The organism is Nocardioides sp., from assembly GCF_036274455.1.
In the GTDB taxonomy this organism is placed as follows: domain Bacteria; phylum Actinomycetota; class Actinomycetes; order Propionibacteriales; family Nocardioidaceae; genus Nocardioides.
In genome coordinates, this window is sequence record NZ_DASUFR010000116.1 from 1 (window position 1) to 26,814 (window position 26,814).

At 71.5% G+C, this 26,814-nt stretch carries 26 protein-coding genes; 18 read left to right on the top strand and 8 right to left on the bottom strand.

Annotated features, from left to right (window positions below):
- Positions 1–280: 280 nt before the first annotated feature.
- Both VFV89_RS10800 and VFV89_RS10805 read right to left on the bottom strand, forming a co-directional pair.
- Positions 281–727, bottom strand: a complete 447-nt coding sequence (locus VFV89_RS10800) for a nitroreductase family deazaflavin-dependent oxidoreductase (RefSeq protein WP_329705939.1) — start codon at positions 725–727, stop codon at positions 281–283.
- Positions 728–763: 36 nt separating this feature from the next.
- Positions 764–2,065 carry an MFS transporter gene (locus VFV89_RS10805; RefSeq protein ID WP_329705940.1) on the bottom strand — a complete coding sequence of 434 codons (1,302 nt, stop codon included), beginning with the start codon at positions 2,063–2,065 and terminating at the stop codon, positions 764–766.
- Positions 2,066–2,107: 42 nt separating this feature from the next.
- Between VFV89_RS10805 and VFV89_RS10810 the strand changes: the two genes are divergently transcribed.
- The 5 genes from VFV89_RS10810 (at position 2,108) to VFV89_RS10830 (ending at position 6,254) form a co-directional block, all read left to right on the top strand.
- The gene (locus VFV89_RS10810; protein WP_329705941.1) at positions 2,108–3,025 is read left to right on the top strand and encodes a 1,4-dihydroxy-2-naphthoyl-CoA synthase; all 918 of its coding nucleotides are present in this window, start codon (positions 2,108–2,110) and stop codon (positions 3,023–3,025) included.
- 4 nt (positions 3,026–3,029) lie between these two features.
- On the top strand, positions 3,030–3,653 hold the full coding sequence (locus VFV89_RS10815; protein ID WP_329705942.1) for a class I SAM-dependent methyltransferase: 624 nt from the start codon (positions 3,030–3,032) through the stop codon (positions 3,651–3,653).
- A 310-nt stretch (positions 3,654–3,963) separates the two neighbouring features.
- Entirely contained in the window at positions 3,964–4,914 is a 951-nt protein-coding gene (locus tag VFV89_RS10820; RefSeq protein WP_329705943.1) for a methyltransferase domain-containing protein, read from the top strand.
- Complete coding sequence (locus VFV89_RS10825) at positions 4,915–5,601, top strand: NAD-dependent deacylase (RefSeq protein WP_329705944.1); 687 nt, start codon at positions 4,915–4,917, stop codon at positions 5,599–5,601.
- A gap of 56 nt (positions 5,602–5,657) precedes the next feature.
- Complete coding sequence (locus VFV89_RS10830) at positions 5,658–6,254, top strand: HAD family acid phosphatase (RefSeq protein ID WP_329705945.1); 597 nt, start codon at positions 5,658–5,660, stop codon at positions 6,252–6,254.
- Between the two features lie 75 nt (positions 6,255–6,329).
- Here VFV89_RS10830 and VFV89_RS10835 read toward each other — a convergent pair whose 3' ends face one another.
- Complete coding sequence (locus VFV89_RS10835; RefSeq protein ID WP_329705946.1) at positions 6,330–7,115, bottom strand: TetR/AcrR family transcriptional regulator; 786 nt, start codon at positions 7,113–7,115, stop codon at positions 6,330–6,332.
- Positions 7,116–7,206: 91 nt separating this feature from the next.
- On the opposite strand from VFV89_RS10835, the gene VFV89_RS10840 reads away from it, so the two are divergent.
- Positions 7,207–9,390, top strand: coding sequence for an MMPL family transporter (locus VFV89_RS10840; protein WP_329705947.1), 2,184 nt, complete (start codon positions 7,207–7,209; stop codon positions 9,388–9,390).
- Between the two features lie 115 nt (positions 9,391–9,505).
- Here VFV89_RS10840 and VFV89_RS10845 read toward each other — a convergent pair whose 3' ends face one another.
- Positions 9,506–10,423 (bottom strand): NADP-dependent oxidoreductase, encoded by a 918-nt coding sequence (locus VFV89_RS10845; protein WP_329705948.1) that lies wholly within the window; start codon positions 10,421–10,423, stop codon positions 9,506–9,508.
- A 114-nt stretch (positions 10,424–10,537) separates the two neighbouring features.
- Between VFV89_RS10845 and VFV89_RS10850 the strand changes: the two genes are divergently transcribed.
- Both VFV89_RS10850 and VFV89_RS10855 read left to right on the top strand, forming a co-directional pair.
- A complete protein-coding gene (locus VFV89_RS10850) occupies positions 10,538–10,936 on the top strand; it encodes a helix-turn-helix domain-containing protein (protein WP_329705949.1) in 399 nt (132 codons plus the stop codon).
- Positions 10,933–11,643, top strand: coding sequence for a hypothetical protein (locus tag VFV89_RS10855; protein ID WP_329705950.1), 711 nt, complete (start codon positions 10,933–10,935; stop codon positions 11,641–11,643). Before VFV89_RS10850 ends, VFV89_RS10855 begins: the two co-directional genes overlap by 4 nt.
- 286 nt (positions 11,644–11,929) lie before the next feature.
- Here VFV89_RS10855 and glgX read toward each other — a convergent pair whose 3' ends face one another.
- Complete coding sequence (gene glgX / locus VFV89_RS10860; RefSeq protein WP_329705951.1) at positions 11,930–14,110, bottom strand: glycogen debranching protein GlgX; 2,181 nt, start codon at positions 14,108–14,110, stop codon at positions 11,930–11,932.
- A gap of 208 nt (positions 14,111–14,318) precedes the next feature.
- Between glgX and VFV89_RS10865 the strand changes: the two genes are divergently transcribed.
- Positions 14,319–15,797, top strand: coding sequence for an MDR family MFS transporter (locus tag VFV89_RS10865; RefSeq protein WP_329705952.1), 1,479 nt, complete (start codon positions 14,319–14,321; stop codon positions 15,795–15,797).
- A gap of 12 nt (positions 15,798–15,809) precedes the next feature.
- Here the strand turns inward: VFV89_RS10865 and VFV89_RS10870 are convergent, their stop codons facing one another.
- The gene (locus tag VFV89_RS10870) at positions 15,810–17,021 is read right to left on the bottom strand and encodes an MFS transporter (protein WP_329705953.1); all 1,212 of its coding nucleotides are present in this window, start codon (positions 17,019–17,021) and stop codon (positions 15,810–15,812) included.
- A gap of 46 nt (positions 17,022–17,067) precedes the next feature.
- On the opposite strand from VFV89_RS10870, the gene VFV89_RS10875 reads away from it, so the two are divergent.
- From VFV89_RS10875 to VFV89_RS10900, 6 genes are all read left to right on the top strand, one after another.
- Positions 17,068–18,480, top strand: coding sequence for a PLP-dependent aminotransferase family protein (locus VFV89_RS10875; protein ID WP_329705954.1), 1,413 nt, complete (start codon positions 17,068–17,070; stop codon positions 18,478–18,480).
- A 70-nt stretch (positions 18,481–18,550) separates the two neighbouring features.
- On the top strand, positions 18,551–19,291 hold the full coding sequence (locus VFV89_RS10880) for a VIT family protein (protein WP_329705955.1): 741 nt from the start codon (positions 18,551–18,553) through the stop codon (positions 19,289–19,291).
- A gap of 18 nt (positions 19,292–19,309) precedes the next feature.
- Positions 19,310–19,888, top strand: a complete 579-nt coding sequence (gene thpR / locus VFV89_RS10885) for an RNA 2',3'-cyclic phosphodiesterase (protein WP_329705956.1) — start codon at positions 19,310–19,312, stop codon at positions 19,886–19,888.
- 11 nt (positions 19,889–19,899) lie between these two features.
- Positions 19,900–21,078 (top strand): NAD(P) transhydrogenase subunit alpha, encoded by a 1,179-nt coding sequence (locus VFV89_RS10890; RefSeq protein WP_329705957.1) that lies wholly within the window; start codon positions 19,900–19,902, stop codon positions 21,076–21,078.
- Positions 21,075–21,395 carry an NAD(P) transhydrogenase subunit alpha gene (locus tag VFV89_RS10895; RefSeq protein WP_329705958.1) on the top strand — a complete coding sequence of 107 codons (321 nt, stop codon included), beginning with the start codon at positions 21,075–21,077 and terminating at the stop codon, positions 21,393–21,395. The genes VFV89_RS10890 and VFV89_RS10895 overlap by 4 nt, the downstream gene beginning before the upstream one ends.
- Positions 21,392–22,777 carry an NAD(P)(+) transhydrogenase (Re/Si-specific) subunit beta gene (locus tag VFV89_RS10900; RefSeq protein WP_329705959.1) on the top strand — a complete coding sequence of 462 codons (1,386 nt, stop codon included), beginning with the start codon at positions 21,392–21,394 and terminating at the stop codon, positions 22,775–22,777. The genes VFV89_RS10895 and VFV89_RS10900 overlap by 4 nt, the downstream gene beginning before the upstream one ends.
- 102 nt (positions 22,778–22,879) lie before the next feature.
- Here VFV89_RS10900 and upp read toward each other — a convergent pair whose 3' ends face one another.
- Positions 22,880–23,521 carry a uracil phosphoribosyltransferase gene (upp, locus tag VFV89_RS10905; protein WP_329705960.1) on the bottom strand — a complete coding sequence of 214 codons (642 nt, stop codon included), beginning with the start codon at positions 23,519–23,521 and terminating at the stop codon, positions 22,880–22,882.
- 39 nt (positions 23,522–23,560) lie between these two features.
- The gene (locus VFV89_RS10910; protein ID WP_329705961.1) at positions 23,561–24,409 is read right to left on the bottom strand and encodes a family 16 glycosylhydrolase; all 849 of its coding nucleotides are present in this window, start codon (positions 24,407–24,409) and stop codon (positions 23,561–23,563) included.
- Between the two features lie 137 nt (positions 24,410–24,546).
- Here VFV89_RS10910 and VFV89_RS10915 point away from each other — a divergent pair, with 137 nt between their 5' ends.
- The 3 genes from VFV89_RS10915 to VFV89_RS10925 are packed head-to-tail and all read left to right on the top strand — an operon-like array spanning position 24,547 to position 26,798.
- Complete coding sequence (locus VFV89_RS10915; RefSeq protein WP_329705962.1) at positions 24,547–25,038, top strand: tRNA adenosine deaminase-associated protein; 492 nt, start codon at positions 24,547–24,549, stop codon at positions 25,036–25,038.
- A 20-nt stretch (positions 25,039–25,058) separates the two neighbouring features.
- A complete protein-coding gene (locus tag VFV89_RS10920; RefSeq protein ID WP_329705963.1) occupies positions 25,059–25,505 on the top strand; it encodes a nucleoside deaminase in 447 nt (148 codons plus the stop codon).
- Between the two features lie 48 nt (positions 25,506–25,553).
- Positions 25,554–26,798: a hypothetical protein gene (locus VFV89_RS10925; RefSeq protein WP_329705964.1), complete on the top strand. Its 1,245-nt coding sequence runs from the start codon at positions 25,554–25,556 to the stop codon at positions 26,796–26,798.
- The last annotated feature ends 16 nt before the right edge of the window (positions 26,799–26,814 follow it).

Consider the following 26,814-nt stretch of genomic DNA (forward strand, 5'->3'; position numbering starts at 1 on the left):
CCATCGGCGGGTTTGCGGAGGGAAGTCGGCACCTGGTGCCGGGAATCCTCGGCAAAGACCGGTCCAGCTGATAGGCACCACATCTCGGCGTCCTGGGTGGCCAATATGCGGTGCAGATCGCAGAACACGCCCCGGGCGGCCTGCTACGCGCGCGGCCGCCCACCCACGGATCAGTCAGAAGAGCCGGATATCAGGTGACTCATCCGGTTCTGTGCCGAGATTTCGGTACAGAAGCTCAGGGGTCCCCGGATATCCGGTGACCCCGACAGCTCTCGCCGAGTCAGTCCACCCGCTCGAGCAGGAAGACCGGTATCTCGCGGTCGGTCTCCTCCTGGTACTCGGCGTACGGCGCGTACTGGGCCACGCACCGCTCCCACCACTCCTGGCGCTCCTCGCCCTCGGCCAGTCGGGCTCGGTAGGTGTGCGGCTCGGGGCCGTCCTGGAGGTCGACGACTGGGTCGGCGACGAAGTTGTGGTACCACGTGGGGTGGGTCGGTGCGCCGCCCTGCGAGGCGACGGCGGCATACACCCCGTCCTTCTCGACCCGCATCACCGGGTTCTTGCGGAGCTTGCCCGACTTGTGGCCGCGCGAGGTGATGACCACGATCGGCCACTCGGGGTGGCCGCGGAGGGTGTTCGCCTCGGTGCCCCCTGACCGCTCGTACTTCTCGACCTGGTCGCGCACCCACTGGGCCGCGCTGGGCTCGTACTCGCCTCGCAGTGTCACGTCCTCCAGTAACCACAAGGCCGTAGGCGTCATTCCTCAGCGCACGCCGCGGATCCGGGTGACGAACACCGAGCCGAGCACGCTGGCGAGGAACGCCAGGAAGTAGACGGCGAAGTAGCCGACCGAGAAGCCCGACCCGGACGGGTCGACCACGCCGCCGAGCGACTTGACGACGTAGAGCAGGACGCCGGCCAGCACCGGTGCGAGGACCTGCGGCAGCGCGTTGGCGATGTTGATCACGCCGAGGTCCTTGGCCCGGTCGACGGCGGCCGGCAGCACCTCGGTGATCAACGCGAAGTCCACGGCGGTGTAGATGCCGTACGCGCAGCCCATGACGACCGCCGCCGCGAGGGCGGCCGGCCAGGTCTGGCCGATGCCGAGCAGCCCGGCGGCGCAGCCGGACACCAGACCTGACCAGATGACGAAGACCTTGCGCCGCCCCAACCGGTCGCTCCACGCGCCGGACACGACGGTGGTCGCCACGAGCGTCAGGGCGTAGAGCGCGGTGAGCACGAAGACCCGGTTCTCCGCCTCGTCGGAACTGAAGCCGAGGACGTCCTGCAGGAAGTAGAGGAGGTAGAGCAGCCCGAGCGCGTTGCCGAGGTTGACCAGGAACCGGGTCAGCCACGCCCACCCGAAGTCCGGGTGGGCGCGCGGCGAGATCCAGAACGACGCAAGGAAGGCCCGCGGCGAGAACGCCGGCCGGTACGACGCCGGCAGCGCGACGTCTCGCGACGACAGCGAGAACGGCACCGCCAGGACGACGAGGAAGACCGCGATGGAGAGGTAGCCGGCCGCGATGCTCCCGGTCGCGGCCGCGATACCGGTCCCGGCCACGACGCCGACGGTCTGGGCGACCGCCACGATCCCGCCGATCCGGCCGCGCCGCTCGACCGGCACCTGGTCCGGGACCATCGCGGTCACCGCGGCCAGCATCGCGTTGAGCGTGGCCTGCACCCCGCACCAGCCGAGCAGCATCACCGGCACGTTCGGCGCGACCGACAAGAGCACGAGCGATGCCGCGCCGCCGAGCGCGCCGCCGACGAGCCACGGCAGCCGGCGGCCCGCGCGCACCGTGGTCCGGTCCGAGAACGCGCCGGCGAGCGGGTTGCAGACCACCGACACGAGCGCACCGACGCCGGTGACCAGCGCGAGCACCTGCTCCTTGTCGGCGGCGTCCAGTGCCTCGGCCTGCTGGGCGAGCAGCACCTGGATGGGCCCGAAGAAGCCCGCCCACATGCCGACGCTGGCCAGCGCCAGGAGGGCCACCCAGCGGCTCGGCGGGACGACGGTCGGCTCGGCCAGCGCGGCCGGTACGACCGGCGGGGTCGTGGTCACCGGAGCATCGTGGCAGCGAGCACACCGTTAGCGTGGCGCTTCATGAGCGCCATCGAGGGAGTGTCGGAGACCTTCGACCCCGCCGCGTGGGACGACGTGCCGGGGTTCGAGGACCTGACCGATCTCACCTACCACCGCGCCCGGGCGCACGGCACGGTCCGGATCGCCTTCGACCGCCCCGACGTGCTCAACGCGTTCCGGCCGCACACCGTCGACGAGCTGCTCCGGGTCCTCGAGCACGCCCGCACCAGCAGCGACGTCGGCTGCGTGCTGCTCACTGGCAACGGGCCAAGCGCCAAGAACGGCAAGTGGGCGTTCTGCACCGGCGGCGACCAGCGCATCCGCGGACGCACGGGCTACCAGTACGCCGAGGGCGAGACCGCGGACTCCGTCGACAAGGCCAGGCTCGGCCGGCTGCACATCCTCGAGTGCCAGCGGCTGATCCGGTTCATGCCCAAGGTCGTCATCTGCGTCGTCCCGGGCTGGACCGCCGGCGGCGGCCACTCGCTGCACGTGGTCTGCGACCTGACCATCGCGAGCCGCGAGGAGGCCCGCTTCAAGCAGACCGACGCCGACGTCGGGTCCTTCGACGGCGGCTTCGGGTCGGCGTACCTCGCGCGCCAGGTCGGCCAGAAGTTCGCCCGCGAGATCTTCTTCCTCGGCCAGGAGTACTCCGCCGACGACGGCGTACGCATGGGCACCGTCAACCGGGCGGTCCCGCACGCCGAGCTCGAGGCCACCGCGCTGGAGTGGGGCCGGCTGGTCAACGGAAAGAGCCCGACCGCGCAGCGGATGCTGAAGTACGCCTTCAACCTCATCGACGACGGCCTGGTCGGCCAGCAGCTCTTCGCCGGCGAGACGACCCGGCTCGCCTACATGACCGACGAGGCCCAGGAGGGCCGCGACCAGTTCCTGGAGAAGCGCGACCCCGACTGGTCGGCGTACCCCTGGTACTACTGAGCCGATGACGCGCTGGCAGGAGATCGCCCGCGAGACCGGCGGCCCGGACTACGCCCGCCGGTACGCCGAGCGGTTCCGGGCCCTGGCCGCACGCGGTGACGGCGTGCACGGCGAGGCGGCGTTCGTCAACGGGCTGGTGTCGCCGCCGGCCCGGGTCCTCGACGCCGGCTGCGGCACCGGGCGGGTGGCCATCCGGTTGGCGGAACTGGGCCACACGGTGGTCGGGGTGGACGTGGACGTGGCGATGCTGAACGAGGCCCGCGAGGAGGCGCCCGACCTGGACTGGCGGGTGGGCGACCTCGCGCAGCTCGACACCGGGGAGCTCTTCGACCTCGTGGTCGTGGCGGGCAACACCATCCCCCTGCTCGAGCCCGGGACGCTGTCCGCCGCGGCGGCGCACCTGGCCGCCCAGCTCGACCCGGGCGGTCTCCTGGTCTGCGGCTTCGGCCTCGATGCGGACCACCTCCCCGACGATTGTCCGGTGACGCCGCTCGCGGAGGTGGAGGAGGCGTTCGCCGCCGCCGGTCTCGAGCCGGTCGAGCGGTTCTCGACCTGGGACCGCGCGCCATATGACGAGGCGGCCGGCTACGTCGTGACCGTCGATCGGCTCCGTGGCGAAGGCACCTGACTCAACTCCCGCTGGTCGAGCCTGTCGAGACCTCCGTCGGGAAGGCGCCCGGGGTGGGTCCCAGCACCGGGTCGCTTGGCTTCGAGGCTCGGCGCTGGGGCGCCTCGCACCTCAGCCACCGTGGTGGCCTGCCGCTGGTCGAGCGTGTCGAGGCCTCCGCAGGGAAGGCACCGGGGTGGGTCCCAGCCCCGGGTCGCTTGGCTTCGAGGCTCGGCGCTCGGGCGCCTCGCACCTCAGCCACCGTCGGGGTGCTCGGCCCTGAGGCGCCTCGCACGTCAGGCACACCGTGGCCCGGCCTACCCTTCATGACGTGCTCGCCCTCGACGCGCTGGTCGACCAGGACCTGCTGATCTGCCCGCGGTGCGGCAGTCCGGTGCGTCGCGAGGACGGCGAGTGGCGCTGTGCCGGCGCGCACTGCGTCTATGCCCAGGACCCGTTCCCGGTCGTTGCCGGCGTACCGGCGCTCGTGGACTTCGAGCACAGCGTCCTCGACGCCGACCGGCTCCGCGCGGTCCAGGGCGCGAGCGAGGTGTCGCGGTCGCGGTCGGCAGGCCTGCTGCGCCGGCTGTTGCACCCGGCCAACACCACGGCGCCCCGGAACGTCGCGCGGATGCTCGAGCTGCTGCGCACCGAGACCCGAGGACGCAGGCCACGGGTGCTGGTGGTCGGCGGCGGCACGGTCGGGGACGGGCTGGAGGCGCTGTACGCCGACCCGACCGTCGACCTCATCGCCTTCGACGTCTACGCCAGCCCGGTCACCCAGTTCGTCGGGGACGGCCACTCGGTCCCACTGGCCGACGCCAGCGTCGACGGCGTCATCGTGCAGGCCGTGCTCGAGCACGTCCTGGAGCCGACGGTGGTGGCGAGCCAGATCGAGCGGGTGCTCCGGCCCGGCGGCATCGTCTATGCCGACACCCCCTTCCTCCAGCAGGTGCACGAGGGCGCCTACGACTTCACCCGGTTCACCGACAGCGGCCACCGGTTCCTGTTCCGCCGCTTCGAGCGGATCGACTCCGGCAGCGTCGCCGGCGCGGGTACCGCGCTGCGCTGGTCGGTCGACCACTTCGTCCGGGCGCTCACCCGATCGGTGCCGCTCGGCCGGGTCGCGTCGCTGGTGTTCTTCTGGCTGAGCTGGACCGACCGGCTCCTCGACCAGCGGCACTCGGTCGATGCCGCCAGCAGCGTCTTCTTCCTCGGCCGCAAGACCGAGGAGCCCATCAACGGGAGCGACATCATCGACTACTACCAGGGCGGCATGTAGGTGCACATCGTCGTCCTCACCGGTGCCGGCATCTCCGCCGAGAGCGGGGTGCCGACCTTCCGTGACGCCGACGGGCTCTGGGAGGGCCACCGGGTCGAGGACGTCGCCACCCCGGAGGCGTACGAACGGCAGCCTTCGATCGTCCACCAGTTCTACGACGCGCGCCGGGCCGCGCTGGCCGGGGTCGAGCCGAACGCTGCCCACCTCGCCCTCGCGCGGCTGGAGAGCGCGATCGGCGACGGCCTGCTCGTCGTCACCCAGAACATCGACGACCTGCACGAGCGCGCCGGCTCCGTCCGGGTGCTGCACATGCACGGCAAGCTGCGCTCCGCCCTGTGCCGGGCCTGCGGCACCCGGGTCGAGTGGGAGGGCGACCTCGGTGACTTCCCGCCGTGTCCCGCCTGCCACGAGATGGAGCTGCGGCCGGACGTGGTCTGGTTCGGCGAGGTCCCCTACGAGATGGAACGCATCTTCACCGCGCTCGAGCGCGCCGACCTGTTCGTCTCGATCGGCACCTCGGGCGCGGTCTACCCCGCGGCCGGGTTCGTGCAGGCCGCGACGGCGTACGGCGCCCGCACGCTCGAGCTCAACCTGCTCCCAAGCGAGGGCACGCATCTCTTCGCCGAGGCCCGGCACGGACCGGCCGGCGAGCTGGTGCCCGCCTGGGTCGACGAGCTGCTCGGTTGAGCGGCGGATCTGCCGAAGAATCTGCCCCGCGCGGTGGCCGCAGCTACCGTGGCCGCATGACGTGGCTGGTCGGACTTGTCACCGCGCTGATGCTGACGCTTGCGCCCATCACCGCCCCCGCCGAGGCGTCCCCGCCACCGGCCGCGGAGCACGCGAAGGCGGTCACCACCAAGAAGAAGGTTCCGACCCGCGCCCAGTGGCTCGCGGACGTGAAGACCGCGATGAAGGGGTCGCGTGCCTACGTGCGGCAGCGGGTCGCGGCCAAGGGCACGGACGAGAAGCTCGCGGTCAACTTCGACATCGACAACACCGTCATCGCGACCTACTACGACGGCGGGGGCGCCATCCCCCAGATGGCCCGGTTCGCGAAGCTGCTCCGGAGGCTCGGCGTCGACCTGGTGTTCAACTCCGGCCGGCTGGCGAACCAGCAGCGGCGGACGTTCCAGCAGCTCACCCGGACGGGCTTCCCGGCAGCCGAGCTCTGCCTGCGCACCAAGGGCGAGACGCTGCCCGCCGGCAAGCAGCGCTGCCGCGACTCCTTCATCGACGACGGCTACACGTTGATCGCCAACATCGGCAACAACGACACCGACTTCGTCGGCGACGGCTACGAGAAGGCGTTCCGGCTGCCCAACTACGGCGTGCTGGGTTGATCGGAGGCCGGATCGACGGTGGTGGAGGAGCTTGCGCAGCAAGCGTCTCGAAACCTCCGCAGCCTGCGCTGGGACTCAACCCCGGGCGATGCGCTGCCTGATCATCTCCTCGAGCCGGTCGGCGTCGTCGGCCAGCCCGAGCTTGGGTGCGAACTCGCGGACGACGTGCACGAACATGTCGCCGGACTCGATGACCCGCGGGTCCATGTGGCCGAACACCTCGAGCGCGACCACGCCGTAGAGCGTCGTCCAGCCCTGCTGGTAGAGCCAGACCAGGCCACGGTCCTCGAGGGGTAGGTCGTCGACCTTCGCGGGGATCAGGGGGTCCAGGACGGACTCCCGGACCGACGGCGGCAGCTCGTCCAGGCTCGGGATCGCGTGATGGTTGTGGTCCCAGAGCGCCCGCATCTGCCCGGTCATCAGGTGCCCTGAGGCCACCTGGGTGAGCATCTCCCGGCGGGTGCACGCCGCCTCGGCGATCGGGTTGGCGAAGACCATCCCGAACTCGCGCGGGTTGCCCAGTGCCCACATCCGGAACTCGGTCGCCGAGAGGACCAGCCGGCCGGCGTAGTCGTCCTCCGGCAGGGTGTCCGCGGCCGCGGCGAACCGCTCGGTGGCGGCCCTGTCGATCTCGAAGGCGACCAGGTCGACGAGCTCCTGGTAGCTGGCGACGTACCGGTAGAGCGCCGGCGCGGTCATCCCCATCCGGCTCGCCACCGCCCGCAGTGACAGCTCCGAGCCCTCGGCCAGGAGCGTCCGCGAGGTGCGGGTGATCTCGTCGTAGGTCGCCTCGCGCTGCCGTTCGCGGCGGGTCTGCGGGCTCGCCGGGCTCGCCGGAGTCGGCTGCACGTCGGTGCTCATCTGGTCCTCTCAATGCCGTTGACAGTCGGAGTTTACACCGTTTACGGTTTACACCGTTCACCAAACTGATATCTGTTCACAAGGAGTCGTCATGATCGAGCGCTGGGGAGCACTCGTGGCCCGCCGGGCGGTCGCGGTGCTGCTGGCCGGGCTGGCCGTGGTGGTCGCCGCCGGTGCCTACGGGTTCGGAGTCTTCGACCACCTGTCGCAGGGCGGCTTCGACGACAAGTCGTCCGAGTCGGCCCGCGAGCTGCAGGTCGAGCGGGACACCTTCGGCAACCAGAACGTCGACGTCGTCGCCATCTACTCGAGCAAGGACCTGCTCGCCACCGACCCGGAGTTCCGCTCCGAGGTGGAACAGGTCGTCTCCGGCTACGCGCCGGGCACCACCGCGACGGTCGTCCCCTACTACGCCGCCCCGGCCGGTTCCGGGCTGGTGAGCAAGGACGGACACTCCGCGCAGGTGCTGATCTCGCTGGCCGGCGAGAGCCAGGACGACTACCTGTCCAACTACGACGAGCTCGAGCCCAGCCTCCAGGCGCCCGGGTCGTCCGGCCTCCAGACCGATGTCGCGGGCGCGTTCGCGGTCTTCGACGACGTCAACAAGATCACCAGCGAGGACCTGGCCCGGGCCGAGTCGATCTCGATGCCGGTCGTGATCCTCCTCGCGCTGCTGATCTTCGGCAGCCTCGTGGCCGCCTCGATGCCGGCTCTCGTCGGGCTCGTGGCGATGCTGGGCGCGCTGGCCGTCGTACGGCTCATCGCGACGTTCACCGAGGTGTCGGTGTTCTCGGTGAACGTGATCTCGCTGCTGGGCATCGGCCTGGCCATCGACTACGCGCTGTTCATCATCAGCCGCTACCGCGAGGAGCTCGCGCTGCTGCCGGTCGACGACCCGCAGTCGGTGCCGACCGCGATCCGCCGCACGATGGCCACCGCCGGACGGACCGTGCTCTTCTCCGGCCTCACCGTGGCCGCGGCCCTCTCGAGCCTGCTGATCTTCCCGCAGGCGTTCCTCAAGAGCATGGGGTACGGCGGGATGGCCGCGGTCCTCGTCGCGATGCTCGCCGCGCTCACCGTGCTGCCCGCGACCCTGCGGCTGCTCGGCCGCAAGGTCGACGGCGGCCGGCTGCCCTGGCGCCGGCACCGCCCGGTCGCGGTCAACGACGCACACGGCCGCTGGGCCGCCCTGGCCCGCGGCGTGATGCGCCGGCCGTGGCTGGTCATCGTCGGCACGGTCGCCGGGCTGCTGCTCATCGCCTCGCCGTTCCTCGGCGTGAAGTGGGGCAGCGTCGACTACCGCGTGCTGCCCTCCGACGCCCCGGCGCACGTCGCCGCGGAGAAGCTCGGCGACTTCGGGCCGGAGACCTCGACGGCATCGCTGCTGGTGCGCGGCGCCTCGGAGGCCGAGGTGGCGGACTACGCCCAGGCGGTCGACGACATCGACGGCGTCACCGGCGTCCGGACCATCGCCACCAGTGGCGACGCGACGCTGCTGCGCGCCTCGTGGGACGGCAACACCCAGAGCGAGCAGAGCCAGGCGACGGTGGAGCGGATCCGCGACCTAGAGCCGGCGTCGGGCGACGTACTCGTGGGCGGCATGAGCGCCAACACCGTCGACCTGATCGACTCGGTGGGCTCGCACCTGCCCTGGATGGGGCTGATCGTGGTGGTGGTGATGCTGGTGCTGCTGTTCGTCGCCTTCGGGTCGCTGGTGTTGCCGGTCAAGGCCGTGGTGATGAACCTGTTCTCGATCACCGCGTCGTTCGGGGTCGTCACCTGGATCTTCAGCGACGGTCACCTGTCGGGGCTGCTCGGGTTCACCCCGCAGGGGTTCCTCGACGCCACCAACCCGATCCTGATGCTCGCGATCCTGTTCGGGCTGTCCATGGACTACGAGGTTTTCCTGCTCTCCCGGGTCCGGGAGCAGTACGACCGCACCGGCGACAACGACGTCGCAGTCGCGACCGGCGTGCAGAAGACCGGCCGGATCATCACCAGCGCCGCGGTGCTGCTCGGCGTGGTGATCGGGGCGTTCGCGCTCAGCGGCATCGTGTTCATGAAGATGCTCGGCATCGGCATGCTCGTCGCGCTGCTCGTCGACGCCACGGTGGTCCGCGCGCTGTTGGTCCCGGCCACGATGAAGCTGCTCGGCCGGCTCAACTGGTGGGCCCCCGGCCCGCTGGCGCGCTGGTGGGAGAAGTACGGCTTCCGGGAGGGCGACGAGGCCGGCACCGCCCAGCCCGCTCCCGCTCCCGAGCCCGCGGGGGTCTGACCCTCCCTCTTGAAAGCTCCCGCGCCGGGGTGGTCCGCCACCTTTCGGACCGAGATCGCGTGATCTCAACACCCGAAGGTGACGGACCACCCCACGGGGAGGGTGCCGCAAGAGCTCAGGGCACGAGGACGTAGCGGCCACGGACGCCACCGCGGGCGACCGCGGCGTGGGCGTCGTCGACGCGGTCGAGCGGCAGCACCTCGGCGACGCGGGCCGGCAGCTCGCCGGTGGCGGTGCGCGCCAGGAGCCCGGCCAGCGCGACGCCGTCGGGGACGATGCTGACGACCTCGATGGTGACGCCGCGCTCCGGCTCGGGCCGGGCGGACGGCTGGACGCCGACGAAGCGGCCGCCGTCACGCACGAGGGCCACCGCCTGCTCCTGCAACGACGCAGGGTCGGCCACCACGTCCCATCCACGCGTCGGTACGGCAGTGAACTCCGCGCCGAGCGCTCGTACGAACTCCTCGTCGCCGGGCCGCGCCAGGCCCGTCACCCGCCAGCCGCGCTCGAGCGCCAGCGGCACGACGTACCCGCCGACGGCGCCGGCGGCCCCTGTGACGAGCAGCGCGCGCCCCTCGCCGTCCCCGAGGATGTCCACGAGCTGGAGCGCGGTGAGTGCGTTGAGCGGGACCGTGGCGGCCTCGACCAGGTCGAGCCCGTCGGGCACCGCGGCCAGGTCCGAAGCCGACAGCACCAGCTGCTCGGCGTAGGTGCCGAAGTCGCGGTCGAGCCCGCCCACCAGTCCGGCCACCCGGGTCCCCGGCGCCAGGTCGACGCCTGGCCCGGCCTCGAGGACGGTGCCGGAGAAGTCCCAGCCCAGCCCCGTGTGGTGGGGCTGGTCGATGAGGCCCAGCCGGTGCATGTAGCCATCGCGGACGGCGAGGTCGACGGGGTTCACCGCCGCTGCCGCCACGGCGACCCGGACCTGGCCGGGCTCGAGCGGGACGACGGGGAGGTCGACGAGGGAGATCGGGTCGGGTCCGCCGGGCTCGGTCACGACGGCGGCGCGGAAGGTCTGCTCGGTGTTGGTCATGGTTCCTCCTGTTGTCGGTTCCGTGCACCGGCGGGAACAATCGCCGGTGACGAGCCGCTTCCCGATGGAGAGCAGGCACCTGAGAGTGCGTAACCAACCGCGAGGACGGACCTCATGCCCACGATGACCGCGGCCCAGCGCCGGGCCGCCGACAAGGCCGAGTACGACGCGTTCCTGGCCCAGTGCCCCAGTCGGCAGCTCCTCGACCGGATCTCCGACAAGTGGGTGACGCTCGTGCTGGCCGCGCTCGAGGACGGTCCGCTGCGCTACTCACAGCTCGCCCGCACCATCGCCGGGGTCAGTCAGAAGATGCTCACCCAGACGCTGCGCTCGCTTGAGCGCGACGGGCTGCTCACCCGGACGGTGACCGCGACGGTGCCGGTGACGGTGACCTATGAGCTCACCGAGCTCGGCCGCTCGCTGCAGGCGGTCCTCACCGGCCTGAAGGGCTGGGCCGAGTCGCACATGGACCAGGTGCTGTCAGCCCGGTCCTCCTATGATGCGCAGCCATGACGTCCTCCCGGCTCCGCGTGGCTGCGCTCGGCACCGTCGCGGTCCTGGGGCTCGCGGCCGGCTGCGGCGGCAACGACGACGGCGATGGCGGGGGGTTCGCCAAGGAGTCGGGTGACAAGATCGCCGACACCGCCAAGGCGGACATGAAGGGCCTCGACCAGGTGAAGTTCTCCGGTGAGATCACCTCCGCGAGCCAGAAGATCACCGTCGACGTACAAGCGGACTCCAACGGTGACTGCACCGGCACGATCGGCCTCGGCGGCGGCACCGCGCAGGTCCTGGCCAAGGACGGCACCAACTGGTTCAAGCCCGACGAGGAGTTCTGGCGGGCCAACGCGCCTGACCAGGCGGACGCGATCATCGAGGCGGTCGGGGACAAGTGGGTCCTCGACACCAGCTCCAACTTCTCGCAGTTCTGCGATCTCGACACGTTCTTCGACAACCTGTTCAAGAACGACGCCAGCGCGGGCTCCTACAAGAACACCGGCACCGACGAGATCGACGGCAAGCAGGTGGTCAAGGTCGAGCAGAGCGACGACGAGGGCACCGCCACGGGCTACGTGCTGGTCGACGGCGAGCACTACCTGGTCAAGCTCGAGCGCACCGCGGGCGACCAGCCTGGCCACCTCGACTTCACCGACTTCGACAAGGACTTCGACGTCACCGCTCCGGCCGACGACGACGTCGTCGACCTGAACTCGCTCTAGCCGTCCGTGCGGCCGCGCGTGCCCACACCTGGAGCGGCCTGCTTCTGTGGCGACCCATCCGCTTCTGTGCCGAGATCTCGGTACAGAAGCTCAGGGGTCCCCGGATATCCGGTGACCCCTGCAACCGGCTCCGCTTCGCGCGCCTACCGGATCACACCAGCCTCATCGGTGGGTTTGCGGAGGGGAATCGGCACCTGGTGCCGGAGATCCTCGGCAAAGCCGGGTCCCCGGAACAGGCCCCGGGCGTGCTACGCGCGCGGCCGCCCACCCACGGAGGCGTCAGCGGTCAGGCCCGCGACGACGCCGCCGCTACGGATGCCGCGACCGAGTGGTCAGGCTCGGGCGCCTGGGGGACGTACTCACGCAGGACGAGCGTGCTGCTCTCCTTCATCGTGAACGTCGAGCCGGCCTTGAGGACCTCGACCGCGTCGGGCGTGCCGGCGGTGTCGATGTAGACGTCCCACGACTCGGCGTACTCCGCCGATGGGAGGGTGATCGTCTGCTCGCCGTCGGCGTTGAAGTAGAGCAGGAAGCTGTCGTCGGTGATGGTGTCGCCCCGGACGTCGACGCCGGCGATCCCGTGCCCGTTGAGGTACATCCCGATCGCCTGCGCGCCGCTCTCCCAGTCGGTGTCCTCCATCGGCCGTCCGTCGAGGTGCAGCCACACGATGTCGTTGAGCCGCTCGGCGCCGGCCGGTCCGGTGCGCACGGTCCGGCCGGTGAAGAAGCGACGGCGCCGGAACGTCGGGTGCCGCCGGCGCAGCCCGATCAGGGCCGCGGTGAACTCGATCAGTGGCTCGTCCGCCTGGTCCCAGTGCACCCAGCTGATCTCGGAGTCCTGGGCGTAGGTGTTGTTGTTGCCGAGCTGGGTGCGGCCGAGCTCGTCGCCGTGGAGCAGCATCGGCGTGCCCTGGCTGAGCAGCAGGGTGGCGAGGAAGTTGCGCTGCGCGCGCGAGCGGAGCGCCAGGATCTCCGGGTCGTCGGTCGGCCCCTCGGCCCCGTGGTTGAAGGAGCGGTTGTGGCTCTCGCCGTCGTTGTTGTCCTCGCCGTTGGCCTCGTTGTGCTTCTCGTTGTAGGACACCAGGTCGCGCAGCGTGAACCCGTCGTGGGCGGTCACGAAGTTGATGCTCGCCACCGGCCGGCGCCCGGTGTGCTCGTAGAGGTCGGCGGAACCGGCCACCCGGGAGGCGAACTCGCCGAGCGACGGCTCGCCGCGCCAGAAGTCGCGGACGGTGTCGCGGAACTTGCCGTTCCACTCGGTCCACTGCGGCGGGAAGCCGCCCACCTGGTAGCCGCCCGGGCCGATGTCCCACGGCTCGGCTATCAGCTTCACCTGGCTGACCACCGGGTCCTGCTGCACGAGCTCGAAGAACGTCGAGAGGCGGTCGACGTCGTAGAACTCCCGCGCCAGCGTGGACGCGAGGTCGAAGCGGAACCCGTCGACATGCATCTCGGTGACCCAGTAGCGCAGCGAGTCCATGATCAGCTGCAGTGAATGGGGGTGCCGGACGTTCAGGGAGTTCCCGGTGCCGGTGTAGTCCATGTAGTAGCGCGGGTCGTCATCGACCAGCCGGTAGTACGCCGGGTTGTCGATGCCCTTCATCGACAGCGTCGGCCCGAGGTGGTTGCCCTCGGCGGTGTGGTTGTAGACCACGTCGAGGATCACCTCGATCCCGGCCTGGTGCATCGTCTTGACCAGCGTCTTGAACTCCTGGACCTGCTGGCCGGGCTGGCCCTGCGGAGCGCCGCCGCCCGCGGCGTAGCCGGCGTACGGCGCGAAGAACCCCAGCGTGTTGTAGCCCCAGTAGTTGCGCAGCCCGCGGTCGAGCAGAGCGGAGTCCTGGATGAACTGGTGCACCGGCATCAGCTCGATCGCGGAGACGCCCAGCCGCTTCAGGTGGCTGGTCACCGCGGGGTGCGCCAGGCCGGCGTAGGTGCCGCGCAGCTCCTTGGGTACGCCCTCGTGGAGCTGGGTCATCCCCTTGACGTGCGCCTCGTAGATGACCGACTCGTTGTAGGGCACGTCGAGCCGGCGGTCACCCTCCCAGTCGAAGAACGGGTTGATGACGACGCCCTTGGTCATGTGCGGGCCGGAGTCGTCGTCGTTGCGCTCGTCCTCGGTGCCGAAGGTGTAGCCGAACAGGCTCTGGTTCCACTCGATCTCGCCCGCGGTCGCCTTGGCGTAGGGGTCGAGCAGGAGCTTGTTCGGGTTGCAGCGCAGCCCCTTCTCGGGCTCCCACGGGCCGGTGACCCGGTAGCCGTAGCGCTGCCCCGGCTGCACCGACGGCAAGTAGCCGTGCCAGACGTAGGCGTCGACCTCGGTGAGCTCGACCCGGGTCTCGGTGCCCTCGGCGTCGAACAGGCAGAGCTCCACCTTCTCGGCGACCTCGCTGAACAGGGCGAAGTTGGTGCCGCTCCCGTCGAACGTCGCTCCCAGCGGGTAGGCGCGCCCCGGCCACATCTCCACGGGCCCCTCCGTCCCAGGTGCCAGGGTCTCCGCTGGCCTTGGATCGATCAAAGCACACTCCTGCACCGGTCGGCTGCTGTCCGCCCCGGGATGTCGTCGGCCGTGCCCGGGTGCCACCCTGTACCCCGGTCGTGACACGGTCAGCACATCGGTGCCGGGATCTGGAGGACCGGGAACAGATCCCGGCCTCGCCGGGTTGGCGTCGTACGTGACGTCGACGCCTGCCATCAGCCGCGCCGACGTCGGGCTGCGCAGCGAGCGGGGGCCGATCCTGCTCGCCGTGATGCTGAGCATCGGGCTGGTCGCGATCGACGCCACGATCCTGGCCACGGCGGTGCCGGCCGTGGTCGACGACCTGGGCGGCTTCACCCAGTTCCCGTGGCTGTTCTCGGTCTACCTGCTCGGCCAGGCGGTCTCGGTACCGCTCTACTCCAAGCTGGCCGACCAGTACGGCCGCAAGCCGATGATGATGATCGGGGTCGGCCTGTTCCTCGTGGGCTCGCTGCTGTGCGGCGTCGCCTGGAGCATGGTCGCCCTCATCGCCTTCCGCGCCATCCAGGGGCTCGGCGCCGGCGCGGTGATGCCGATCGGCATGACGATCGTCGGGGACATCTACACGATCGCCGAGCGCGCGAAGGTGCAGGGCTACCTGGCCAGCGTCTGGGCGCTGGCCGCGGTGATCGGCCCGACGCTGGGCGGCGTCTTCGCCGACTACGTCTCCTGGCGGTGGATCTTCTTCGTCAACCTGCCCATCGGCGTCGCGGCGATGTTCATGCTGCTGCGCCGCTTCGAGGAGCAGGTGACCCGGGCACGGCACCGGTTCGACGTGGTGGGCGCGACCCTGCTCACCGCCGGTGGCCTGCTCCTCCTGCTGGCGCTGCTCGAAGGCGGCGTGCGGTGGTCCTGGACGTCGGCGACCAGCATCGCGCTGTTCGCGATCTCGCTCGCAATGCTGGCCGCCTTCGTGGTGGTCGAGACCCGGGCCGCCGAGCCGGTGCTGCCGCTGTGGGTCTTCCGGAACCGGGTGATCCTCGCGGCCATCCTGGTCTCGCTGGTGATCGGCGTCCTCCTCATGGGGCTGACGTCGTACATCCCGCTCTATGCCCAGGGCGTCCTCGGCCACGGGGCGGTCAGCTCGGGCTTCGCCCTGGCCGCGCTCACGCTCGGGTGGCCGCTGGCCGCGTCGAACGCCGGCCGTCTCTACCTCACCATCGGCTTCCGGGCCACCATCGTGATCGGCTCGGTGATCGCGCTGGGCGGCACGCTCCTGCTGCTCCCGATCGGGCCGGACAGCTCGCTGTGGTACGTCGCGGTGCCCTGCTTCGTGATGGGCTTCGGCTTCGGGTTCGCGGCCGCTCCCGCAGTCATCGTCGCCCAGTCCGCCGTGGACTGGCAGCGGCGCGGCGTGACGACCGGTGCGACGATGTTCGCCCGCTCGGTCGGCAGCGCGATCGGGGTCGCGGTCTTCGGAGCGATGGTCAACGCCGGTGTGACCGACCGGATCGGCCACGCGACTCCGAACCTGGAGCACCTCTCCCCGTCGGTCCTCGACGGGCCGATCCACACCACCTTCGTCGGCTCCGCGGTCGTCGCCGTGGCGCTGGTCGTGGTCAGTTTCCTGATGCCGAAGCGGGCGGCGGACGAGTCGGCCACGGCACCGGTGGCCGCAGAGGAGGCCACCGCCTGAGCGAGCTGTCGCTCATACCGTCGAGGCTGCGGCTACGGCAGACATGTCCGCCTCGGCGGCCACCGACTGGCCCGGTTCGTTCTCCGTCTCGCGACGGGCGACCAGCAGCGCCGGGACCATCACCAGGGCGGTGACGACGAAGGCCCAGCTGAAGCCCACGGCGCCGACCAGCATGGCGACCCCGGCAGCACCCACGGCCATGCCGAGGTCGTAGCCGGCGTTCCAGATCGCGCTCACGGCGCTGAAGCCCTCGGTCGGGACCCGCGCGTACATCAGGCTGAGGCTGGCGTTCTGGAGGACTCCGAAGCCGGTCCCGAAGGTGGTCGCGCCCGCGATCACGAGCAGCACCGACCCGGTCGCGGCCATCGCGACCACGCCGAGGATCGACAGCGCCAGTCCGGGCACCAGCAGCCGGACCTGGCCCCCCCGGTCGCCCAGTCGACCCGCGATCCAGCGGCCGGTGGTGGCGGCGGCGGGCTGGGCCAGCAGCGCTGCGGGAGCGACCCAGGCGGCGTGGTGCGCGAGCGCCAGCGGCAGGTAGGTGACCACGACGCCGGCGGCCGCCGCGGAGGCGGCGAAGACCGTGGCCGGCCGCATCAGGGCGCCCTGCCGCAGGCTGCCGCCCACGCCGTGGTGGGTCCGGGTGTCGAGCATCCGGCCCGGCAGGCCCGGCACCGTGGCGACGGCCAGCAGCGGGGCCGCCGCGCTCAGCGCGAACACCGGTCCGAAGCCCCAGTGCGCGGCAGCCCAGGCGCCGAAGGGCAGCGCGACGAGCGAGGGCACGCCGCCCACGAGGCCGACCAGCGCCAGTCCCTCGCCGCGGCGCGAGTCGGGGATGAGCTGGGCGGTCAGCGCGCCGCCGGCGGTCACGGTGATCGCGAAGCCCACGCCGCGCAGCACGTTGACCGCGAGGATGGCCGGGAACGACGCGGTGCCCACCAGCACCAGCGCCGGCGCGCCGAGGAGGACCAGCCCGACGGCGAGCGCCCAGCGGTAGCCCACTCGCGCGACGAACCGCGGCGTGGCCAGCTCGCCGCCCACGGTGGCCACGAGCAGCGCGCCGTTGGCCAGGCCACCGGCCGAGGGCGAGCCGTGCGCCGCGGCGTACATGGGGACCGCGGCGAGCGGCAGGTAGAACCCGATCGAGCTCGCGACGATCGAGACGAAGCGCAGCAGCAGGGCCCGGCTGACGAGTGGGGGCTGGGAGGCCCGGGTCGTGGTCATGGCACGACGCTAGGAGAGAAGTGGAACGCTGCTAAGGTCCATTTTCGTGGCTGTCGAGTGGTCCGGTTCGGGTCCGGAGCTGATGGTCGCCCTCGACCGGGACCGCCCGCTCCGCGCGCAGGTCGAGGACCAGCTCCGGGCAGCGATCCGGAACGGCCGGCTGGCCGCCGACGAGAAGCTCCCGTCGACCAGGAGCCTCGCCGCCACCCTCGGCCTCTCCCGCGGGCTGGTGCAGGAGTGCTACGAGCAGCTGGTGGCGGAGGGTTACCTCACCGCCCGCACCGGCTCGGCGACCCGGGTCGCGGCGATGTCAACGAACCGGGAGCGCCAGGAGCCGGCTGCACCGCCGGCCGCGCGTGTGTCGGCACCGCCTCCGCTGGTCGCCGACTTCCCGTCGGGGGTTCCCGACCTCGCGATGGCGCCTCGCGAGGACTGGGCCTGGGCGGTGCGCGAGGCCTGCCGAACCGCGCCCAACGTGGCCTTCGACTACGACGACCCGCGGGGGGTGCTCCGGACCCGTGAGGTCGTGGCGGCCTACCTGCGTCGGGTGCGGGCGATGGACGTCGCGGCCTCGCAGGTCGTGGTGTGCAGCGGCTTCGCCCAGGGGCTGGCCGTCGTGCTGCGCGCCCTCGCCCGCGTCGGACTCACCCGGGTGGCCTGCGAGGACCCGGGCTCGATCGGCACCGTCACCGCGGCCGCCGAGGCGGCCGGCGGGTCGGCGGTGCCGGTCCCGGTCGACGAGCACGGCATCGACGTCGCCGCGCTGCGCGCGAGCGGGGCCCGGGTCGCCGTGCTCACGCCGGCCCACCAGTGGCCGACCGGCGTGGTCCTCGGTCCCGAGCGCCGGCACGACCTGCTCGCGTGGGCCCGCGAGGTCGACGGGGTGGTGGTCGAGGACGACTACGACGCCGAGTTCCGCTACGACCGCGACCCGGTCGGCTCGCTCCAGGGGCTCGACCCCGACCGGGTGGTGACTCTCGGGACGGTCAGCAAGTCGCTCGCGCCGGCGCTGCGGCTCGGCTGGGCGGTGGTGCCGGCGGCGATCGTCGAGGAGGTGGTGGGCGAGAAGCAGGTCGCCGACCGCGGCAGCTCGGGCATCGACCAGCTCGCGCTGGCCGCGCTGGTCGCGTCCGGCCGCTACGACCGGCACCTGCGAAAGATGCGGACCGAGTACTCCCGTCGCCGCGACGTCCTCGTCGATGCGCTGACGACGTACGCGCCGGCGGTGCGGGTCAGCGGCCTGGCTGCAGGCTTCCACGCGGTGGCCCACCTGCCCGGCCACGCGAACGAGGCCGACGTCCTCGAGCAGGCGCTGGCCCGCGGCGTCGGGCTGCGCGGGATGAGCACCTACCGGTCGACCGGTTCGGCCACGCCACCGCAGCTGGTCCTCGGGTTCGGCAACACGAGCACCCGAGCCATCGAGGCGGGCATCAGGACCGTCGCCGACCTGTTGCAGTGAGATATCTGCCAGTGGCCAGCAGAGCCTTCCCTTGCTTGTGGCGGCGTACGCCGGAGGCGACGATCGAACCATGACCACCGACGACCTCGGCCTCGACGACGTGGCGGCCGGCCCGCACGCCGGCGAGCCGCACGCGGGTGGCCTCAACAACCGGCTCAACTGGCTGCGCGCCGGTGTGCTCGGCGCCAATGACGGGATCGTGTCGACCGCGGGCATCGTGATGGGCGTGGCCGGCGCCACCACCGACCGGGGCGCGATCCTGGTCGCCGGTGTGGCGGGGCTGGCTGCCGGCGCACTGAGCATGGCGGCCGGCGAGTACGTCTCGGTGAGCACGCAGAAGGACTCCGAGCTCGCGCTGCTCGAGAAGGAGCGGCGCGAGCTGCGCGACGAGCCGGAGGACGAGCTGGCCGAGCTGGCCGGGCTCTACGTCCAGCGGGGGCTCAGCGAGAAGCTCGCGCTGCAGGTGGCCGAGGAACTCACCGCGCACGACGCGCTCGCCGCCCACGCCGAGGTCGAGCTGGGCATCGACCCCGACGACATCACCAGCCCCTGGCACGCCGCATGGGCCTCGATGGTGGCGTTCACGCTCGGCGCCCTGCTGCCGCTCCTCACGATCCTCCTCTTCGGGCCGACCGTGCGGATCGTGGTCACGGCCCTCGCCGTCGCCGTCGCGCTGGCCCTGACCGGCTGGGGGAGCGCGCGGCTCAGCTACGGGCCGACGGGACGCGCGGTGATGCGCAACGTCCTGGGCGGCCTGTTCGCGATGGCGATCACCTTCGCGATCGGCAAGGCGATCGGCACGCAGGTCTAGGGCCCGGCGTTTCGCCCGATGCGGATGTTCGCGGCGCTGGTGCCGCCGCCGGAGGCGCTGGAGCACCTCGACGGGTTCCTGGAGGGACGCCGCGGCGCCGGCGACTTCCGCTGGGTGCAGGCCGACCAGGTGCACGTGACGCTCGCCTTCCTCGAGCAGGTGCCCGAGCACCGGCTCGACGACCTGGTCGAGCGGCTGGCCCGCGCTGCCTCCCGGCGTACGTCGTTCGAGACCGCGATCCGCGGCGGCGGCGCGTTCCCCAACGTGGGCCGGGCGAAGGTGCTCTGGGCCGGGCTCGACCTCGACGAGCCAAGCCGGACCGAGCTGGACCGGCTGGCCACCGGGTGCCGGGCCGCCGCCAACCGGGCCGGCGTCGAGGTGGACGGCGCCCGGTTCCGGCCGCACCTGACGCTGGCGCGGACCCGCTTCCCGCACGACATCAGCAGCTGGGTACGCCTGCTCGACACCTACGAGGGACCGCGGTGGCAGGGCGATGAGCTGACGCTGGTCGAGTCGCACCTCGGCGAGGGGCCGCGCGGCAGGCCGCGACATGTGGTCGTGGACACGTTCCCGCTGGGCGCCGGGAGACCTCGGTAAGGTCACCGCCCGTGAGGGTTGCGGTGGTCCGGGAGACGCGTGAGGGCGAGACGCGGGTCGCCATCGTCCCCGAGCTGGTCGGCAAGCTGACCGGTCTCGGTTACGACGTGGCGGTCGAGCCCGGTGCAGGCACGCACGCGCTGCTCGCCGACGAGGACTACACCGAGGCCGGTGCGGTCATCGACGCCGAGGCGCTGCCGACGGCCGACGTCGTGGTGTCGGTGCAGCCGCTCGGCCCCGACGCCGTACGCCGGCTGAAGCGGGGGGCGGCCACGGTCAGCTTCCTGCCGGTCAACCAGGAGCTCTCGCTGGTCGCCGACCTGCGCGACGTGGGCGCGACGTCGTTCGCCATGGAGCTGGTGCCCCGGATCTCGCGCGCGCAGTCGATGGATGCGCTGTCCTCGCAGGCGCTCGTGTCCGGCTACCGCTGCGCGATCGTGGCGGCGGGGATGCTGCGCCGCTTCTTCCCGCTGAACATGACCGCGGCCGGCACCGTGCAGCCGGCCGAGATCGTCGTGCTCGGTGCCGGCGTGGCCGGGCTCCAGGCGATCGCCACCTGCAAGCGGCTCGGCGCCGTGGTCAAGGCCTACGACGTCCGCGCGGCCGCCGCCGAGGAGATCAGGTCGATGGGTGCGAAGGCGATCGAGCTGGAGCTGGAGACGCTCGAGGGAGCGGGCGGCTACGCCCGCGAGATGACCGAGGACCGGGCCGCCCGGCAGATGGAGCTGCTCGCGCCGTACGTCGCCGAGGCGGACGCGCTGATCACGACCGCCGCGGTCCCCGGCCGGACCGCGCCGCGGCTGGTCACCGCGGCCATGGTCGAGGCGATGAGGCCGGGCTCGGTCGTCGTCGACCTGGCCGCCGAGTCGGGCGGCAACGTCGAGGGCGCGGTGGCCGGCGAGGTGACCCGGATCGGCAACGCGTCGGTGTGGGGCGGCAGGAACGTCCCGGCCCAGATGCCGGGACCGGCGTCGAAGCTCTACGCCCAGAACATCGTCAACCTGCTCACCCTCATGACCGCCAAGCCCGGTGAGGGCGACGCTGCTGGATCCGGGGGAGGTGGCGTCTTCGCGCCCGACTTCGAGGACGAGATCGTGGCCGGCGCGTGCGTCACCCACGACGGGGCGATCCGGCACGAGCCGACCCGGCATCAGATCGAGGGCCCAGCGATCGAGGGGGAGACCCAGTGAACGAAGCGGTCGTCTGGCTGACGATCTTCATCCTCAGCGTCTTCGTGGGCATCGAGGTCATCTCCAAGGTGTCCTCGACGCTGCACACGCCGCTGATGTCCGGCGCCAACGCCATCCACGGCGTGATCCTGCTGGGCGCGATCCTGGTCACCGGCAGCACCGACGACACCGCGGCGCTCGTCGTGGGGCTGGTCGCGATCGTGCTCGCGGCGGTGAACATGGTCGGCGGCTTCGTGGTCACCGACCGGATGCTGCAGATGTTCACGCGCAGGAAGCAGCCCAAGCAGGTCGAGTCGGGCACGGGGAGCGGCGCGTGATCCCGGTCTGGGCGCAGCTGCTCTACCTGTTCGGGGCCGTCTGCTTCATCCTCGCGCTCAAGGGGCTCTCCGGCCCCAGGACCGCGCGCTACGGCAACCTGCTCGGCGCCTTCGGCGCGGTGCTGGCATGCGTCATCCCCTTCTTCTACGTCGACGACATGAAGCACGTGCCGCTGATCCTCGCGGCCATCGCGGTGGGCGCGGCGGGTGGGGTCTACGGCGCCCGCAAGGTCCAGATGACCCAGATGCCGCAGATGGTGGCGCTGTTCAACGGCGTGGGCGGCGGCGCGGCGGCGCTGGTCGCGCTGCTCGAGCTGCACGAGACCGTCGACAGTGGCAGCGACATCGGCAACTTCACCCTGTTCGCCACCGCCTTCACCATCCTGGTGGGCTCGGTCTCCTTCGCCGGCTCGATCATCACCTTCGCCAAGCTGCAGGAGCTGATGACCTCGCGGCCGGTGGTCTTCCCCGGCCTCCCGGTCATCTTCGGAGCCGGGATCCTCGGCGCGATCGTCCTCACCGTGCTCCAGGTGCGCGACGCCGACCTGACCCTCGGCATCGTGCTGGCCCTGGTCGGGCTGCTGCTCGGCGTACTCCTGGTCCTGCCGGTGGGCGGCGCCGACGTACCGATCGTCATCTCGCTGCTCAACGCGTTCACCGGCCTCACCGTGGCCGCCGGCGGCTACGTGCTCTCCAACACCCTGCTGCTCGTGGCGGGCACGCTGGTCGGCGCCTCCGGTACCTTCCTCACCCTGCTGATGGCTCGGGCCATGGGCCGCTCGGTTGCCAACATCCTGTTCGGCGCGCTCAAGGGCGGGTCCACCCTGGGCGGCGGCGAGGCCTCCGACCGCCCGGTGAGGTCCGCCGGGCCCGAGGACGTCGCGATCATGCTGGGCTACGCAGACCGGGTCATCATCGTGCCCGGCTACGGCCTCGCGGTCGCCCAGGCCCAGCACACCCTGCGCGAGCTCGTCGACCTGCTGATCTCACGCGGGTCCGAGGTGGACTACGCGATCCACCCGGTGGCCGGCCGGATGCCCGGCCACATGAACGTGCTGCTCGCCGAGGCGCAGGTGCCCTACGAGCAGCTGATCGAGATGGACGAGATCAACGACGACTTCAAGGACGCCGACGTCGTGCTCGTCGTCGGCGCCAACGACGTGGTCAATCCGGCCGCGCGGAACACGCCGTCCGCACCGATCTACGGCATGCCGATCCTCAACGCCGACCAGGCCAAGCAGGTCGTGTTCCTGAAGCGGTCGATGCGCCCGGGGTTCGCCGGCATCGAGAACGAGCTGCTCTTCGAGCCGCAGACCACACTGCTCTTCGGCGACGCCAAGGACACGCTCGGGAAGGTGCTGACCGCGGTCAAGGCGCTGTGAGTGTTGATTCGGGACTTCCGCCGGTCGAATCGTCAGTTCCGCCGCGGCAGAAGGACCGATTCGACCGGCGGAAGTCCCGAATCAACCGGCGGAAGTCCCGAATCAACCCACGACGCCGTACAACCGGTCGCCGGCGTCGCCGAGACCGGGGACGATGTAGCCCTTGTCGTTGAGCTTCTCGTCCATCGCGGCGGTGACCACGGTGACCGGTACGTCGACGCCGTCGAGCTCTCCCTCGAGGCGGGCACATCCCTCAGGAGCGGCGAGCAGGCAGATCGCGGTGATGTCGTTGGCGCCGCGGTCGATCAGGAACCTGACCGCGGCGGACAGCGTGCCGCCGGTGGCCAGCATCGGATCGAGCACGTAGCACTGACGGCCGGCCAGGTCCTCCGGCAGCCGCTCGGCGTACGTCGTGGCCTCCAGCGTCTCCTCGTTGCGCATCATCCCGAGGAAGCCGACCTCCGCCGTCGGCAGCAGCCGCATCATGCCGTCGAGCATGCCGAGGCCGGCGCGCAGGATCGGGACGACGAGCGGCTTGGGCGCGGCGAGCTTCACACCGGTGGTCGGCGCGACCGGGGTGACGATGTCGTGTGGGTCGACGCGGACCTCGCGGGTGGCCTCGTAGGCCAGCAGCGTCACCAGCTCGTCGGCCAGCCGGCGGAAGGTCGGTGAGTCGGTGGTCTCGTCACGCAGGGCGGTGAGCTTGTGGGCGACGAGCGGGTGGTCGACGACATGGGTCCGCACGACCAGCACCCTAGGGCACGCGAGCGCGGCTCCGGCTCGTCAGTTCTTGCCGGTGCAGGCGAGCGTGTACGTCGTCTTCTTCGGCAGCGGCGCCTTGACCGACTTCTTGCTCTTGTCGTTGAGGTTCCAGTAGCGCAGCCAGTCCATCTGCATCCGGGCCTTGTTCATCCGCTTGCCCTTGACCGCCTGCATCGTGAACCGGACCTGGAACTTGCGCCCGGTCAGCGCCTCGGGCCGGGTCTCGGTCCGGATCACGTGGGAGTCGACGAACCACGAGATGTGCTTGCGGGTCACCTCGACCGCGTAGGTGTGCCACTGGTCCTGGCCCAGGCCGCGCTTGAGCGAGGCCTGGTAGAGGTTGTCCGGGCGGCTCCGGATGTAGAAGTTCACCTCGTTGCCGCTCATCTTGAAGCGGTTCAGTGCGATGTTCTGCTCACCGCAGCCCTCGCCCTCCCTGGTCACCGGGACGAGCTCGGTGAGGACGCGGTACGGCGTGTGCTTGTGGCCGTACTGGCGCTGACGGAGCCTGGTCTCCCACCGCCCGTACGCGCGGCCAGGGATCGTCATCCGCGCGGAGACCGTGCCCTTGGTGGCGGTGTTGAGGGTGAGCATGCCGTGCTGGGTGCGGACGGCGCCCGGGCCCTCGACGTGCCAGCGCTTGTGGTTGAGCGGCCCGACGAAGGTCTCGTCGTAGACCAGGCCGTTGTGGCCGTACCAGCCGAAGGTGTTGCCGGCGTGGATCGGGCCGGGCGCCTGCCGCGCGGCGACGCCGTCGGGGGTGTCGGCGCGGCTCGCGTGTGCGGCACCAGCAGAGAGCGAGAGGCCCAGGAGGGCGGCGGTGCCGGCGGCCAGGGCGCGGCGGGGGATGGTCGCGGTCTGGACGAACATGGGCATCGAACCTAGCGAACTCGTCTGCGAGGGTCACGTCGGGGCGCATACCGACGGAACGTGAACGGCCCGGAAACCCGTTCTGTACTGGGAAAAAGGGGGTGGTCGCCCCGGGGCCCGTCTGTCACTCTGGTGAGGTGGTCGGGCACGACGACGGGATCGACTTCGCCCTTGCGGCATACCGCGAGGGCGACCAGTGGACCGTCCACGACCTCGCCCACGACCACCTCGCGGATGTCGAGACGATCGCCGACGCCCTGAGCCGGTTGCCCGGCGACGGTGGCGCGGTGGCGATGGTCGCGGTCGACGAGGACTTCTTCGTGATCGTGCGGGTCATGGGCGAGACGACGCGGGTGCTGCTCTCGGACGTCACCGCCGCCGAGGAGTGGGACCTGGCCGAGTCCGCCCTGGAGTTCCTGGGGCTCCCCGAGCTGGAGCTCGAGGAGTCCGACGACCAGGTGCCGGCCGGCGACCTGGGGCTGCTCGACGACCTCGGCGTCCAGGAGCTGGAGATGGGACTCCTGCTCGACGACGTCGACCTCTACCCCGACGAGATCCTCTCCGACGTCGCCCGCCACCTCGGCTTCGGCGAGCAGTTCGACGACGCCGTCGGCCTCAGCCCAGCGTGACCTCTCATTGGGAGGCGGCGATGGGAGCCGCCCTCGACGAGGCGCGCGCCGCGCTGGCCACCGGCGACGTACCCATCGGCGCCGTGGTGCTCTCGCCGGCACAGGGCGTGCTCGGAGCCGGCCACAACGTGCGCGAGGCCGCGGCCGACCCGACCGGGCACGCCGAGCTCGTGGCGATCCGCGCCGCGGCGGCCTCCATCGGGTCGTGGCGGCTGGACGGCTGCACGCTCGTGGTGACGCTGGAGCCATGCACGATGTGCGCCGGCGCCACGGTGCTGGCCCGTCTCGAACGCGTCGTGTTCGGCGCCTTCGACCCCAAGGCGGGAGCGGTCGGCAGCCTCTGGGACGTGGTCCGGGACCGGCGGCTCAACCACCGCCCCGAGGTGGTGAGCGGGGTGCGCGCGGCGGAGTCGACGGCGCTGCTCGACGATTTCTTCGCCTCACAGCGGCACCGGGTCGATCCATAGTCCATCGGGGTGGTTCTCGGAGTTTGACTTGCGAGCGAGAATGCCTAGGTGGGTGGCTTCCGGGCAGCCCGGCTGGCTGCAACGACCGCGACGGCGTTCGTCGTCGTCGGACTGGCGGCGCCTGCGTACGCCGACACGACCGTCACCGTCCAGGGCACGGACTTCCCCGACCCGGCGCACGCCGACCTCTCCTTCGTCGGCTGCGACGACCTCTACCAGCGCACGGACGAGCCGCTGTTGCCGATGATCGGCCTCGGCCCTGGCGACGCACCGGCCGGTAGCCGCAGCCTGGGCTGGGACCTGCGAGGCGGCAACGCCATCGGGGCGGTGTTCCCGGTGCCGTCGGTCCTGAAGACGACCACGGCCGGCCTCGAGGTGCACGCCGAGGGCCCCGCGACCGGGGTGGCCTATGCGGGCTACCAGCCGCCCTCCGACGCGGGGTCGTCGCTGCTGTGGATCGGCCGGGACGCGCTGGCCACCCCCGGTGGCGCCTGGCAGGCCATGGACGCCACCCAGCGGGTCTACAGCTGGGCGCAGTTCGACATGACCAGCGGCCAGCAGGTCAAGGCCGATCCCGGTCTCCCGGCGACTGTCGCCGACTTCGCGGCCATCCACGGCGGCGACGGGCCCGGCTTCTACACCGTCGGGTTCGGCTGCGACGGGACGCCGTTCTCGATGGACCGGCTCGAGGTCGGAAGCGCCGGGTCGGTGACCACCTACGACCTCGAGGGCCTCCGGACGTCGGTCACGATCGCCGCCGGGCGCGTGTCCGGCAACGGCGAGGTGACCGTCACCGGTCGGCTGCGCACCGAGACCGGTGACCCGATCCCGTTCGCGACGATGATCCTCGAGCGCCGCGAGGCGGACAGCCGGGAGTGGAAGCAGGTCCAGGTCGCCAACGTGAACGACGGCGTCGCGCGAGCCACGGTCCGTACCGACGGGCGCACGTTCTACCGCTGGCGGTTCGTCGAGCGACCACTGGCCGAGGGAAGCACCTCGAGCGCGATCGTGCTCGACGGGCTGCCGACGCTGCAGCCCGACCCGAGCCCGCCGCCGACGTCCGCGCCGCCGACGGGCACGCCCACCATCCAGCCGCCCCCACCGCCGACCTCGCCACCGCCGACGTCGCAGCCGCCCACGGACAGCCCGTCGGCGCCGGGGTCCGGATCGCCCTCCGCGTCCGGCCCGAGCCCCACCGAGGCGTCCTCGTCGCCGGCGGGCTCGCCGTCGACCAGCCCGAGCGGATCGAGCAACGGGTCCGCGTCGCCGAGCGACGCCGCGTCGACGCCGTAGCGAATTTCAGCGCCCC